This is a genomic window from Stenotrophomonas sp. GD03794 (genome assembly GCF_029842145.1).
GTDB classification, from domain to species: Bacteria; Pseudomonadota; Gammaproteobacteria; order Xanthomonadales; family Xanthomonadaceae; genus Stenotrophomonas; species Stenotrophomonas riyadhensis.
This window is the reverse complement of sequence record NZ_JAOCFV010000009.1, coordinates 103,325-117,639: the sequence shown is the minus strand read 5'-3', so window position 1 is coordinate 117,639 and position 14,315 is coordinate 103,325. Positions and strand designations below refer to the sequence as shown.

9 protein-coding genes are annotated in these 14,315 nt (G+C 67.9%); 7 read left to right on the top strand and 2 right to left on the bottom strand.

Annotation, left to right across the window (positions count from 1 at the left end; translation table 11 throughout):
* Positions 1-320: 320 nt before the first annotated feature.
* Positions 321-1,205 carry an energy transducer TonB gene (locus N5D91_RS07735; RefSeq protein ID WP_110713262.1) on the bottom strand — a complete coding sequence of 295 codons (885 nt, stop codon included), beginning with the start codon at positions 1,203-1,205 and terminating at the stop codon, positions 321-323.
* Positions 1,205-2,152: a glutathione synthase gene (gene gshB / locus N5D91_RS07730; protein ID WP_012511876.1), complete on the bottom strand. Its 948-nt coding sequence runs from the start codon at positions 2,150-2,152 to the stop codon at positions 1,205-1,207. The genes N5D91_RS07735 and gshB overlap by 1 nt, the downstream gene beginning before the upstream one ends.
* Before the next feature lie 240 nt (positions 2,153-2,392).
* Here gshB and pilG point away from each other — a divergent pair, with 240 nt between their 5' ends.
* From pilG to N5D91_RS07695, 7 genes are all read left to right on the top strand, one after another.
* A complete protein-coding gene (gene pilG, locus N5D91_RS07725) occupies positions 2,393-2,794 on the top strand; it encodes a twitching motility response regulator PilG (protein ID WP_005418455.1) in 402 nt (133 codons plus the stop codon).
* 18 nt (positions 2,795-2,812) lie between these two features.
* Entirely contained in the window at positions 2,813-3,175 is a 363-nt protein-coding gene (locus tag N5D91_RS07720; RefSeq protein ID WP_005410717.1) for a response regulator, read from the top strand.
* Positions 3,175-3,705 (top strand): chemotaxis protein CheW, encoded by a 531-nt coding sequence (locus N5D91_RS07715; protein WP_005410716.1) that lies wholly within the window; start codon positions 3,175-3,177, stop codon positions 3,703-3,705. Before N5D91_RS07720 ends, N5D91_RS07715 begins: the two co-directional genes overlap by 1 nt.
* 41 nt (positions 3,706-3,746) lie before the next feature.
* A complete protein-coding gene (locus N5D91_RS07710; RefSeq protein ID WP_032130100.1) occupies positions 3,747-5,783 on the top strand; it encodes a methyl-accepting chemotaxis protein in 2,037 nt (678 codons plus the stop codon).
* 100 nt (positions 5,784-5,883) lie between these two features.
* Complete coding sequence (locus N5D91_RS07705; RefSeq protein ID WP_180855008.1) at positions 5,884-12,519, top strand: Hpt domain-containing protein; 6,636 nt, start codon at positions 5,884-5,886, stop codon at positions 12,517-12,519.
* The gene (locus N5D91_RS07700) at positions 12,506-13,843 is read left to right on the top strand and encodes a chemotaxis protein CheB (protein WP_164162556.1); all 1,338 of its coding nucleotides are present in this window, start codon (positions 12,506-12,508) and stop codon (positions 13,841-13,843) included. The genes N5D91_RS07705 and N5D91_RS07700 overlap by 14 nt, the downstream gene beginning before the upstream one ends.
* On the top strand, positions 13,840-14,304 hold the full coding sequence (locus N5D91_RS07695; RefSeq protein WP_180847646.1) for a chemotaxis protein CheW: 465 nt from the start codon (positions 13,840-13,842) through the stop codon (positions 14,302-14,304). The genes N5D91_RS07700 and N5D91_RS07695 overlap by 4 nt, the downstream gene beginning before the upstream one ends.
* Positions 14,305-14,315 lie beyond the last annotated feature (11 nt).

The following is a 14,315-nucleotide window of genomic DNA, read 5'->3' as shown; positions in this document are numbered from 1 at the left end:
ACGGAAAATCAAAAAAAATCAAAGTCAAAAGCGGGTCGCTTCGCTCGCATCCACGCGTGGCGTGGATGTGTGTCGACCAAGGTCGACACCTACCAATAGCAAAAATGCGCCGCGATCTGTCAAAGGTGGGGCGGTGTGGGCTTGCAGGACCGTTGGCGCCATGGATGGCGCCATCGAGCCCCCATGGACGGGTTTACGGCGTGTCCTGCAAGCCCACACCGCCCCGCCAGGTCCGGCATCTCCGCCGCCGCTTCTGCTGTTGCTTCGGTTGTGGCCGTCGCCTCTGCGGGTCCCGGGCCGCAGGCCCGGGCAACAAAACCCTACCGATCGTCGTGCAGGGTGCCGCCCGGCAGGAACACCCACGTGCGGGTGACCTGCAGGATATCGATCTCATCCTCGGTCTTCGGCAACGGCGGGAACGGCTGGGCCAGCTTCACCACCCGCAGTGCCGCCTCATCCAGCAGCGGGGTCCCGCTCGAACGCAGGATCCGGCTGCTCTCCACGCTGCCATCGCGGCGCACGCCCACGCTGATCACCACCTGGCCACCCAGGCGCCGCTGCCGCGCCTCATCCGGGTAATTCAGGTTGCCTACGCGCTCGGCGCGATCGACCCACGCGCGCAGGTAATTGGCATAGGCATATTCGCGCGTGCTGGCCGACACGAACTTGCGGTTCGGACGCTTGGCGTACTGCGCCGAGCGCAGGTGCACTTCGGCGGCCAAGCGCGCCATCTCCACGTCGCGCTGTTCGCGCGCGCTCAGGGGTGCGTCCGGTTCGGGCTGATCCGGCGTGGGCCGGGACTGCGCCTGCGCCACCATTTCTTCGCCATTGCGGCTGCTGACGACCCGTGCCTGCGGCGGCGGAACCGGTGCGGCCGATTGCTGCTGCTGTGGCACCGGGCTGATTCCGGACTGGGCCTGCGGCACGATGCCGGCCTGGTTGTCGCGCGGACGCTGCGCGCGGTCGTGCTCGCCACCGCCTTCCTGGTTGGCTGCGGCCAGGAAATCGGCCTGCTTCGGCGTCAATGCGGTGCGGGTCTGGCTGAAGATCACTTCCAGCGTCGGCACCAGCGGTGCATCGCCCTTCACGGCAAAGCCCACGCCCAGGATCAGCAGGGCGTGGACCAGCACAGACAGCGCGATGGTCGCCCCCAGCCGTTGCGCTTCGCGCGGTGGCGGGGGCAGGACGGCAGGGGCGGACGGCATCAGCGCAGGCCGGCCTCGAGTGCGTCGAACAGGGTGCCAGCGATGTTCAGCCCGTACTGGGCGTCCAGTTCGCGCACGCAGGTCGGGCTGGTCACGTTGACCTCGGTCAGGTAATCACCGATCACGTCCAGGCCGACGAAACGCATGCCACGACGCTTCATCTCCGGGCCCACCTGGGCGGCGATCCAGCGGTCGCGCTCGCTCAGCGGGCGGCCTTCGCCGCGGCCGCCGGCGGCCAGGTTGCCGCGGAATTCGTCGCCCTGCGGGATGCGCGCCAGGCAGTAATCGACCGGCTCACCATCGACCAGCAGGATGCGCTTGTCGCCGGCGGTGATGTCGGGAATGAACTTCTGCGCCAGTGCCATCCTGTGGCCGCCGTCGGTCAGCGTTTCCAGAATCACATTCAGGTTCGGGTCGCCCTGGCCGCTGCGGAAGATCGAGCGTCCGCCCATGCCATCCAGCGGCTTCAGGACGGCCTGGCCGTGTTCCAGGGCAAAGGCCTTCAGCGCCTTGGCATCGCGGCTGACCAGGGTCGGCGGGCAGCACTGCGGGAACAGCAGGGCGGCCAGCTTCTCGTTGTAGTCGCGCAGCCCCTGCGGATTGTTGACCACGCAGGCGCCGGCGGCCGCAGCCACGTCCAGCACCTGGGTGTCGTAGATGTATTCGGCGTCGACCGGCGGGTCCTTGCGCATCAGCACGATCTGGCCGGGACCGAACTCGGTACGGCTGAACGCGCCCAGCTCATACCAGCCGGCCGGGTCGTCGCGCACCTGCAGCGGCGCGGTCTGGGCCACCGCCACGCCGCCTTCCAGGGCCAGGCCGCCCGGGCGCACGTAGTGCAGGGCATGGCCGCGGCGCTGGGCTTCCAGCAGCATGGCGAAGGTGGTGTCCTTGGCGATCTTGATGTGGGCGATGGGGTCCATCACCACGATGACGTTCAACGGCATGGGCGCACCTGTCAGGCAAGGCGTTGATGGTAGCGGCAACGCCGCTCGCGCGCCTCCCCGCCGTACTGCAACGCAGCGTCCGCCCGGCGGTCGCGCACGCATTGCGAAACCCGTCACGTTCAGGAGGGCGCCATGCCCCGCGCCATGGGTCGGCCTTGAAGCGGGCGCGGAAAGTGCGATATAGATACGCTTTCGTAGCGGCCCCCGCCAGAGATCGGGCCGTGCGCTTGGGGATAGGCAATGACTGAAAACACGACTGCGGGCGGGGAACTCGCAGGACTCCGGGTGATGGTCATCGATGATTCGAAGACCATCCGCAGGACTGCGGAAACGCTGCTCAAGCGCGAAGGCTGCGAGGTGGTCACCGCCACCGACGGCTTCGAAGCGCTTGCCAAGATCGCAGACCAGCAACCGCAGATCATCTTCGTCGACATCATGATGCCGCGCCTGGACGGGTACCAGACCTGTGCGCTGATCAAGGGCAACCAGCTGTTCAAGGCGACCCCGGTCATCATGCTGTCGTCCAAGGATGGCCTGTTCGACAAGGCGCGGGGACGCATCGTCGGCTCGGAGCAGTACCTGACGAAGCCTTTCACGCGTGAAGAACTGCTGGGTGCCATCCGCACATACGTCAACGCCTGACCAGGGGGGAAAGGCACAATGGCTCGTATCGTTCTGATCGAGGATTCACCGACCGACCGAGCGGTGTTCACCCAGTGGCTGCGCCGTGCCGGCCACGAGGTGCTGGAAGCGGACAACGCCGAGGATGGACTGCAGCTGGTCCGCGACCAGGTGCCGCAGCTGGTGCTGATGGACGTGGTCCTGCCCGGCATGAGCGGCTTCCAGGCCACCCGTGCGATGGCCCGTGATGCGGCGATCAAACACATTCCGGTGATCATCGTCAGCACCAAGGCGATGGAAACCGACAAGGCATGGGGACTGCGCCAGGGCGCGGCCGATTACATCGTCAAGCCGCCGCGCGAGGATGAACTGATCGCGCGGATCAACGAACTGGTGGCCTGATGCGCTCGCCCTTCGACATTCTCGAAGCCTACGAACGGCGCAGCCTGGCCCACGCGGTGCAGCTGCCCGAACGGCAGTTCGCCCAGGACCTCTGGCGTGGCGTGGGTTACCGCGTCGGCCAGCGCCGGCTGGTGTCCGATTTCCGCGAAGTGGTGGAAATCGTGCCGATGCCGCCGGTGACCCCGGTACCGTGCGCGCAGCCGTGGCTGCTGGGCGTGGGCAACCTGCGCGGCAACCTGTTCCCGGTGGTCGACCTGAAGTACTTCCTGGAAGGCACGCGTACCGTGCAGCAGGAAGGCCAGCGCGTGCTGATCATGCGCCAGGCCGGCGGCGACGTCGCGCTGACCATCGATGAACTGTTCGGCCAGCGCAGCTTCGAACTGGACCAGCAGATCGCGGCCGGCACGCTGGCCGAAGGGCGCTACGGCCACTTCGTCGATCGCGCCTTCCATGCCGACGGCCATGACTGGGGCGTGTTCTCGCTCTCGCTGCTGTCGCGTACCCCTGAATTCCGGCAAGCCGCGGCCTGAGGCCGGGCATCGCCCCCTGCATTGAAGATCGAGGTTGAACGATGAGTACTGCTTCGGACGCCACCAAGACCGGCAAGCTGCGGCTGGGCGGCAGCAACCTCTGGCTGTTCCTGCTGCTGGCATCGATGATCCTGTTCGGCGTCAACACCGGCGTCGCCACCTGGCAGGGCAGTCGCCTGGCCGATGCCGGTTCCAAGGCAGCCGACCTGCAGGTGCTGTCGCAGCAGCTGGCCAACCAGGGCCGTGACGCGGTGGGCGGCAACGCGCAGGCGTTCACCGCCTTCAAGGCGACCCGCAACGCGATCGAACAGAACGTGTCGACCCTGCAGGGGCGCTACGGCAAGGAGCCGGGCGTGTCGGGTGCGATCGCCACCCTGGCCGAAACCTGGGCGCCGTTGGGCAAGCAGGCCGGGCAGCTGGTCGCCAGTGAACCGGCGGTGCTGGCGCTGGCCGGCAATGCCAACAACTTCACCGGCGCGGTGCCGGGCCTGCAGGCCCAGCTGAACGAGCTGGTGCGTGCGATGTCCGCCTCCGGCGCGCCGTCGTCGCAGGTGTACAGCGCCCTGCAGCAGGTGGTGGTGGCCGGCTCCATGGCCCGTCGCGTGACCGAAATGCGCGCCGGTGGCAGCGCTGCGGCGACGTCCGGCGATGCACTGGCACGCGACATCACCGTGTTCTCGCAGGTGCTCGACGGCCTGCGCAACGGCAACGAGGAACTGGGCATCACCGCCGTGCGTGGTGCTGCCGCCGTGGCCGCGCTGGAGCAGTCGCAGCAGAAGTGGGAAGCGATGAAGCAGGACGCCGACGCGATCCTGGCCAGCTCGCGCCAGCTGTTCGCCGCACAGTCGGCGGCCACTGCGCTGGGCCAGGGGTCGGCACACATGCTGGACGACAGCCGCAAGCTGTTCGAGGCGTTCTCCTCGTTCGGCTCGGTGTCCGATACCCGCCTGTTCCCGAACTTCTGGATCGGCGTGGTGTCCGGTGCGCTGTCGCTGATCGCGATCATCGGCTTCGTCTCCACCAACGTGCGCAGCCGCTCGCGCGAGCAGGAACTGCGCTACCAGACCCAGGTGGAGTTCAACAGCCGCAACCAGCAGGCGATCATGCGGCTGCTGGACGAAATCTCTTCGCTGGGTGAGGGCGACCTGACAGTGAAGGCCTCGGTGACCGAGGACATGACCGGCGCCATCGCCGACGCGATCAACTACGCCGTCGACGAGCTGCGCCACCTGGTGACCACCATCAACGACACCTCGGCCAAGGTCGCGCTGTCCACCCAGGAAACCCAGGCCACCGCCATGCAGCTGGCAGAAGCGGCGGGCCACCAGGCCAACCAGATCACCTCGGCTTCGGACCGCATCGGCGAAATCGCGGCGAGCATCGAACAGGTGTCGCGCAACTCGGCCGAGTCGGCCGACGTGGCACAGCGCTCGGTGGTGATCGCCGCCGAGGGTGCCGGCGTGGTGCGCGAGACCATCCAGGGCATGGACCAGATCCGTGACCAGATCCAGGAAACCTCCAAGCGCATCAAGCGCCTGGGTGAGTCCTCGCAGGAAATCGGTTCGATCGTGGAACTGATCAACGACATTTCCGAGCAGACCAACATCCTGGCGTTGAACGCAGCGGTGCAGGCGGCCTCGGCCGGTGAAGCAGGCCGCGGTTTCGCGGTCGTGGCCGACGAAGTGCAGCGCCTGGCAGAACGCACCTCGGGCGCGACCCGACGCATCGAGAACCTGGTGCAGGCGATCCAGGCCGATACCAACGAAGCGGTCACCTCGATGGAACAGACCACCGCCGAAGTGGTGTCCGGTGCACGCCTGGCCGAGGACGCCGGCACCGCGCTGACCGAAATCGAGCGCGTCTCCAACGCCCTGAACACCCTCATCAAGAACATCTCCATCGCCGCCCAGCAGCAGTCGGCTGCGGCCTCGGACATCACCCGCACCATGGGCGTGATCCGGCAGATCACCGGCCAGACCTCGCAGGGTGCCGGGCAGACCGCCGAATCGATCGGCCACCTCGCGCAGCTGGCGGCCGACCTGCGTCGTTCGGTCGCCGACTTCAAGCTGCCGGCGTGACGCGGGCAGGGCGGCGAGCAAGGAACCAGTCGATGAAGCATTTCCATTCCCCACGCCAGAACTCGCGCGGCCTCCGCGCGGCGGCGAACGGAGCGCGTCCATGAGCAGTCTGCGCGATGCGATGAGCCACGCAGCGCTGGGCTGGGTCAAGCCCGAGCTGGACGAGACCCTGCGCCAGGTGCGCAACGAGGTCGAGTACTACGCGGAAGACCCGACCGATGCCAGCCGCATGCGCATCTGCGCCGGCTTCCTGCACCAGGTGCAGGGCACCCTGCGCATGGTCGAGCTGTACGCCCCGGCGATGGTGGCCGAGGAGCTGGAGCAGCTGGCCAATGCCATCGGTGCCGGTGGCGTGGCCGATCGCGATGAAGCCTGCGCGACCCTGATGCGCGGCAGCGTGCTGCTGCCCGATTACCTGGAGCGCCTGCAGAACGGTCACCGCGACATTCCGATCGTGCTGATGCCGCTGCTCAACGAAATCCGTGCCGCGCGGGGCGAAGAAGGGGTGCATGACAGCGTGCTGCTGGCGTTCGCGCCGGACAGCGTCAGCGCCACCGAGGCCGAGCTGGACCATGCCCGTGGCAGCCTGAGCGGGCGCAACCGCGAGCTGCTGGATACCGTGGGCAGCGCGGTGAAGGAAGAACTGCTGCGCATCAAGGATGCGCTGGACCTGCACCTGCGTACTGGCGGTGCGCCCGAACAGCTGCAGACCCAGGCCAACGAACTTGGCGCCGTGGCCGATACGCTGGGCATGATGGGCCTGGGCGTGGCCCGTGGCGTGGTCGTGCAGCAGCGCGATGCGCTGCGTGGCGTGGTCGAAGGCCGCCAGCAGATCGACGAGAACCTGCTGCTGGATATCGCCGGCGCATTGCTCTACGTGGACGCGTCGCTGGACGACCAGGTCGCTCATCTGGGTGCCGGTGGCAGTGGCGAAGATGATCCGAGCGCGGTCGAGAACCGGCGCACGGTGGAGGTGCTGGCACATGAGGCCATCGCCAACTTCGCCGCCGCCCGTGAGCATTTTGTCGCTTTCATTGAAACCAGCTGGAACCATGCCGAGCTGCAGGACGTGCCGCGCCTGCTGGGCGATGTTTCCGGCGCGCTGCGCATGCTGGATCTGGGCATGGCTGCCGATTACCTGCGCGGTGTGCAGCAGTACATCGAAGCCGAGCTGATCGGTCGCCAGCGCGTGCCCAGTGGCCGCCAGCTGGACACCCTGGCCGACGCCATGGCCAGTCTGGAGTATTACCTCGAAGCCCTGCGCGACCGTCGGCCGGGGCGCGAGGACATCCTCGACATCACCCGCAGCAGCCTTGAAGCGCTGCGCTATTGGCCGTTGCCGGAGCGCAACGCGGCGGAACCTGTTGCAGCCGCGCCGATTGCGTTTGCGTCGCTGCTGATCGAGCGCGAGCCGGTCACGCTGCAGGCCGAGCCGCTGCAGCCGGAGCACATCGAGATTCCGGTGCAGCCGGCCGCGCCTGCCGCGGGCACGGTGCCGGTACCGCTGCCGGACTTTACCTTCGACCCGCCACCGGCCACGCCTGCACCGGACGTGGTGGACAACAGCCTGATGTTTGGTGCGCTGGGGACTGGTGCGTCCGCACCGCTGTCGCTGCATGACGACGCGGATGCACCGCTGGTGTTTGCGGCTTCGAGCGCGCCTGCGCCCGAGGTGCCGCAGTGGGATCTCGCGCCGTTCCATCCGGAAGCTGATCCGCTCGCGCCTGCCGACGAGCGCAGCCCGACCTTTGCCAGCTTCGATCCGGTCAGTTTCGAACAGGCCGACGCGGGGCAGGGCGCTGCAACACACTGGACGCTGTCGGAAGCAACGCCTCCGGCACCGGCGGATGAAGTCGCGCTGGACGCCGACGAAGGCGCAGTTGCGACGACAAGCATCGACGCCGATGCGTATGCCGCGCCGGTGTTTGATCCGGTGGCCGCCGAGCACGAGGCTGCTCCGGCGAGTGACGACGTGGTGTTCCGCTTCGACGCCGACGCGCTGGACAACGCTGACGATGTGCTGTCGCTGCATGCGATGGAGACGCTGACGCTGGACGACGATGCCGTGCTGCATCCGTCGCTGGAGATCGTCGATGCCGGCGCGCCAACGATGGAGGACGAGAATCCTGTTGCCGTCGAAATGGGCACCGCTCCTGCGGATGCACCGGTTGACACGCCGGCACTCGGTGCCGATGCGCCGACGCCTGTGGCGGATGCACCTGCGGTGTCGGTGATCGACATCGACACCATCGCGCCGATCGACTTCAGCGAAGCCGATGCGCAGTTCTTTGCCGAGCTGAGCGCGGCTGCTGCGGACTTCAATCCGCAGGCAACGGCCGCACCGACCGTCGTCGAAGCGCCAGTCGCGGTGGATGCCGAGGTGGGCTTTGAAGCGGGCTTCGATGATGACGCTGAGAACATCGACGAGGACATCCGTGAGGTGTTCCTGGAAGAGTTCGATGACGAACTGGCCAACCTCGGTACCTTGCTGCCGGCATGGCGCATGCAGCCGGACAACATGGACCGGCTGCGGCCGATCCGCCGCATCTTCCACACCCTCAAGGGCAGTGGCCGCCTGGTCGGTGCCCGCACCCTGGGTGAGTTCGCGTGGAAGATCGAGGGCATGCTCAATCGCGTGCTGGACGGTAGCCGTCCGGCCTCGCCGGCCGTGCTGGCCATGGTCGGCAACGCGCACGCGGCGTTGCCGCAGCTGAACGCAGCACTTCGCCACGGCCAGCGCATCAGCGTGGACCTGCAGGCGATGCAGGCCATCGCCGACCGTGTCGGCGCTGGTGAGGAAACCTACTACGTACCGTTGCCGGTTGCGGTCGCACCTGCGACACCGGTGGTGCAGGCCGGGAGCGAAGGCGAGGACGACATCAGCCGCATCCTCGAGGCCGAAGCCATCGCGTCGGTGCAGGCCGAAGCCGAGCCGGTGCCCGAGGCCGTGGGCACGCCAGCCAATATCGACAGCGTGCTGCGCGAGATCCTCGAAGCCGAAGTGGAAGTCCACCAGGCCACCCTGCAGGACTGGCTGCGTTCGGCGCAGCAGGCACCGCAGCCGGTCAGCGACGCGCTGCTGCGCGCGGTGCACACCATGAACGGCGCCTTCGCGATGACCGAAGTGCCGGAAATCACTGCCGTCACTGGCGGTGCCGAGTCCTACATCAAGCGCGCACTGGCTGCGGACGTGGTACCTGGTGACGAAGGCGTTGCCGCACTGGGGGCGACCGCGCAGGCGATCACCGCGACCATGGAAGCGCTGCAGGCCGAGCAGCCGCGCATTGTTCCGCAGGAAGCGCTGGTGCAGCGCCTGCAGGCGCTGGCCGGCGAACTGCCGGAAGCGCGCTGGCCGATGGTCGGGCTGGAGGACGAGGACGACGAGCTGGCGCTGGAGACCGATCCGGAGTTCGATGCCGCTGTCGACACGCCGGATGCCTCCGCGTTCGAGCCGATCGGGTCTGGGATCGAGCCTGCCGAGCCGGTGCTGGAACCGATTGCAGCCGGCGCGCAGGTGCCGGAAACCACGGACGTGATCGACACCGGTCTCGACGTCGGTGAACTGACCGGCAGCGATGATCTTTCGCGCTACTTCGATGCCGGATGGCCGTCGGTGCCGGGCGAGGGCGAAGCCGTCACCGTGGATGCCGGATCGCCTGAATCGATCCAGCCGGTTGAAAGTGAGCCGGTTGTTGCGCCGGCCGAAGTGGAGGCTGCACCGACGCCGGCCGCCGAAGCCGAACTGACTGCCGCGGACGATCTGTCGCCGTACCTCGACGCCAGCGCATTGCCGGTGGACGACCGCGACACGGATGAGTTGGCTGCGCCTGCGGAAACTGACGCGATCGACCTGAATACGCAGCAGTCCGCAGGCCTGGGCGATGTCGATGGCAACGACTTCGACGACACTGCTGCACTGCCACTCGACAGCGAGCTGTCGAGCCTGCAGGATGAAATGGCTGCGCCGGGTTTTGCAGAACCGGTCACGCTGGCAGCCGCGCTCGAGGCCGGCCTGCACGTGATCGACGAAGAGCAGACCCTGGACGACGACGGGCAATGGCCCGTGCTCGGCCTCCAGGCCAGCGAACTCGCGCCGGGCGAGGCGGAAGCCTTTGCCGAGGATGCGGACGTCGGCGGGGAGGCGGCGATCGGTGAAGGAGAGAGCGCCGATCAGCCGTCCCCGGCGACGGTGAATGAGGAGGTCGCAGCGGACGCACTGCAGGCCTCCGGCGGGCCGGTGCGCTTCTTCGAACTCGAAGACGCACCGGGGCAGGGCACGGTCCATGCCGATGCCGAGCCTGTCGAGTCCGAAGCCGCCGCCAACCTGCCGGCCCACGATGGAGCCGCCGCTCTGGAAGACAGCGCGGATGGCGTTGATGCGCTCGATTTCAGCGTGTACGACCGCGAACTGGTCGATATCTTCGTCGAGGAAGGCAAGGACCTGCTGGATCATTGCGATGGCCTGATCAGCGAACTGCGCGATGCGCCGCAGGACCGCGAGGTACTGGCCGGCCTGCAGCGTGATCTGCACACCCTGAAGGGTGGCGCACGCATGGCTGGCATCAACGCCATCGGCGACCTTGGCCACAGCATCGAATCGCTGCTGGAGGCCGTGGCCGCGGGCCGTACCGAGATCGAGCGCCGCGACGTGCAGTTGCTGGAGCGTGGGTTCGATCGCCTGCACCAGCTGCTCACCCGCACCGGCGCGCACCGCGTGGTGGAGCCGGCGCAGGATCTGGTCGAAGCCTTTGAAGTCCGCACCACCACCGATATCGCGGCGGCCGTGGCGGCCGCGCACGGGGCCAGTGTGGTCGAGGCGGCTCCGGCGCAGACCGTCAGCCCATCGACTGCCCTGGTCGATATCCCGCTGTCGGCACCGCTGCCGGCCGAGGGCGTGGTCGATGAAGATCCGCTGGCGCGTCCGCAGCAGGAGCAGGTGCGCGTGCGCGCCGATCTGCTCGACCGCCTGGTCAACCATGCCGGTGAAGTGGCGATCTACCGCTCGCGCCTGGAACAGCAGCTGGGTGCCTTCCGTGGCGCCATGGGCGAACTGGAACGCACCAATGCGCGACTGCGCGACCAGCTGCGCCGCCTCGACCTGGAAACCGAGGCGCAGATCGTCGCCCGCTACCAGCGCGAACAGGACCAGGCCGACCAGAAGTTCGATCCGCTGGAACTGGACCGCTTCTCCACCCTGCAGCAGCTCAGCCGTGCGCTGAACGAGTCGGCGGCCGACCTGGGGGGCCTGCAGGGCGTGCTGGACGATCTGTCGCGCCAGTACGATTCGCTGCTGCAGCAGCAGTCGCGCGTCAGCTCCGAGCTGCAGGATGGCCTGATGCGTGCGCGCATGGTGCCGTTCGATGGTCTGGTGCCGCGCCTGCGCCGCGTGGTCCGCCAGTCCGGCATGGATACCGGCAAGCAGGTCCACCTGACCCTGGAAGGCACCCACGGCGAACTGGACCGCAACGTCCTCGACCGCATGGTCGCGCCGCTGGAACACATGCTGCGCAACTCCGTGGCCCATGGCCTGGAAGCGCCGGAACAGCGTCGCGCCGCCGGCAAGCCGGAGGAAGGCGAGATCGCCATCCGCCTGCACCGCGAAGGCTCGGAAATCGTGCTGGAAGTTGCCGATGACGGCGCTGGCCTGGATCGCGAAGCGATCCGCCGCCGTGCCATCGACCGGGGCCTGCTGGCGGCCGACGCACAACCGAACGAGCAGGAGCTGGACAACCTGATCTTCGCTTCCGGCTTCACGACCGCCGACCAGGTCAGCCAGCTGGCCGGCCGTGGCGTGGGCATGGACGTGGTGCGCAACGAAGTGCGCCAGCTCGGTGGCTCGGTCGACATCCAGTCGGTGCGGGGCCAGGGCGTGCGCTTCACCCTGCGCCTGCCGCAGACGTTGGCGGTCACCCAGGCGGTGTTCGTACAGATCGGCGAGACCACCTTTGCAGTGCCGGTCGCCTCGGTCAGTGGTATCGGCCGTCTGTCGCGCGAGCGTTTCGAAGCCGCCGACAGCAGCTACCGCTACAGCGGCGAGGACTATCCGCTGTACGACCTCGGCAGTCTGGTAGGTCAGGCCCCGGCGCGTGCCGATGGCCAGGACCAGGTGCCGCTGCTGCTGGTCCGCGCCGGTGATCTGCGTGCCGCCGTGGCGATCGACCAGGTGCTGGGCAACCGCGAAATCGTGGTCAAGCCGGTCGGCCTGCAGATCGCATCGGTGCCGGGCATCTACGGCGCCACCATCACCGGCGATGGTCGCGTGGTGGTGATCCTGGACGTGGCGCCGCTGGTGCGCCGCTTCCTCGCCAACCCGACCTTGCCCGTGCTGGCCAATGCGCCTCGCCAGGAGCGCCAGGTGCCGCTGGTGATGGTGGTCGACGACTCGCTGACCATGCGCAAGGTCACCGGCCGCATCCTCGAACGCCACAACTTCGAGGTCAGCGTCGCCCGCGATGGCGTGGAAGCGCTGGAACGCCTGGAAGAGCGCGTGCCCGACCTGATGCTGCTGGATATCGAGATGCCGCGCATGGATGGCTACGAGCTCGCCACCGCGATGCGTGCCGACCCGCGCTACAAGGATGTGCCGATCGTGATGATCACTTCGCGCAGCGGCGACAAACACCGCCAGCGCGCCTTCGAGATCGGCGTCCAGCGTTACCTGGGCAAGCCGTACCAGGAACTGGACCTGATGCGTAACGTGTACGACCTGCTGGGGATCGCCCGTGTCCGTGAGTGAAACCCAAGCGGCTCCGGCCGTGGCCCTGCTGGCCCGCCCCGGTGCGGCGCGTGAGCGCCTGCGCGAGGCGCTGTCGCATGCGGATGTGCAGCTGGTGCTGGAAGACGATCCGAACAGCCTGGAGCCGCAGCTGCTGCAGGACGCCCGTCCGCAGATCGTGGTGGTCGCCCTCGAGGCGGCCATCGAGGATGCACTTGAGCGCCTGGAAAGCGTGCTGTCCGCCCCGGGCCTGACCCTGGTCTTCGACGAGGCCGAGCTGGCCGCGCGCCGCGATGGCTGGGAAGCCCAGCGCTGGGGCCGCCACTTGGCCGCCAAGCTGCACGGCCACCAGCAGGTACTGCCGCCAGGGGCCGAGGACGAGCCCAGCCTGCAGCTGGAACCGGGCCACCCGGCACCGGCGCCGGCACCGCAGGAAGAGGCGCTGCAACCGCATCTGGACCAGGCGCTGAGCTGGGCCGACGAGGTGCCGGCCGACAGCCTGTATTCCCCCCCTGCACAACTGCACGAGCCGATCGCACTGGAGCAGGCACTGGCCGCGCTGCAGCCGGTCGTGTCGGAACCGCTGGAGGCACCGGTACCGCCGTCGCTGGCTGAGCCCGTTGCTGCAGCACCGGCCGTGCCGCCGATCTCCTTCGACCACACCGCGTGGTCGCTGGTCGAGGACGCGGTGGACGCGCCGGCCACCGTCAGCAACATTGCCGACGACGCGCCGATGCCTTCTTTCGATACCGACCACCTCAGCCTGGTCGATCTGGACGCTGCTGCGCCTGTGGGTGCACGTGCCGGATCGCTGCTGGTGCTGGCCGGCATCGGTGGCCCGGATGCGCTGCGTCGCCTGCTCGGCGCGTTGCCGTCTTCGCTGAGCGTGCCGGTCCTGGTGCACATGCGCCTGGATGGCGGTCGTTACGGCAATCTCGTCAAGCAGATGGCACGCGTATCGCCGCTGCCGGTGCAACTGGCCGAAGCCGGCCAGCGCGCCACACCCGGTGAAGTGCACGTGCTGGCCGATGATATCGGCGTACGTGCGGCCAGTGATGGCCTGCATTTCATCAGCGACGCGCAGGGGATCGCGATTGCCGCGCTGCCGGCTGACCACACCGCGCTGGTACTGCTCAGTGGTGCCGATCTGGCCCACGTCGGACCGGCGTTGGACCTGGCGGCCGCCGGTGCCTGGGTGGCCGGGCAGGTGGGTGAGGGCTGCTATGACCCGGCTGCGGCCACGGCCGTGGTTGCGGCCGGCAGGGTCGCCGGAGAACCGCAGGAACTGGCGCAGGCCATTGCCGCGCGCTGGGGCGTGGAAGACGACAACGGAGAGGCACCATGAGCTACGCCAGCAATGATGAGATCCGCGGCGTCCTGATCCAGGCCGGCAATGAGCGCGTGCTGCTGCCCAATGCCACGGTGGCCGAAATGATGTCGCGCGTGCCGGTGCAGCCAGTCTCCGATGCCCCGCGCTGGTTGGTCGGCGAGATCGGCTGGCATGGCTGGCAGGTGCCGTTGGTGTCGTTCGCACGGCTGTCCGGTCTGGGCGAAGAAGCCGTGAGCGGCCACAACAAGGTAGTGGTGCTGAAGGCCCTGAGCGGCAACGCGCAGCGCCCCTACTATGCGCTGCTGACGCAGAATTTCCCGCAGTTGATCTCGGTGCCGCGCGACGGCCTGCTGGCCGACGCCTCCGAGGAAACCCTGCCGCAGATCGTTCACATGCGCGTGCTGCTGGGCGAAAAGAGTGCGCTGCTGCCGAACCTGGATGCGCTGGAAGCCGCGCTGGATTCGCTGGCGGCCTGATCGGACATCCG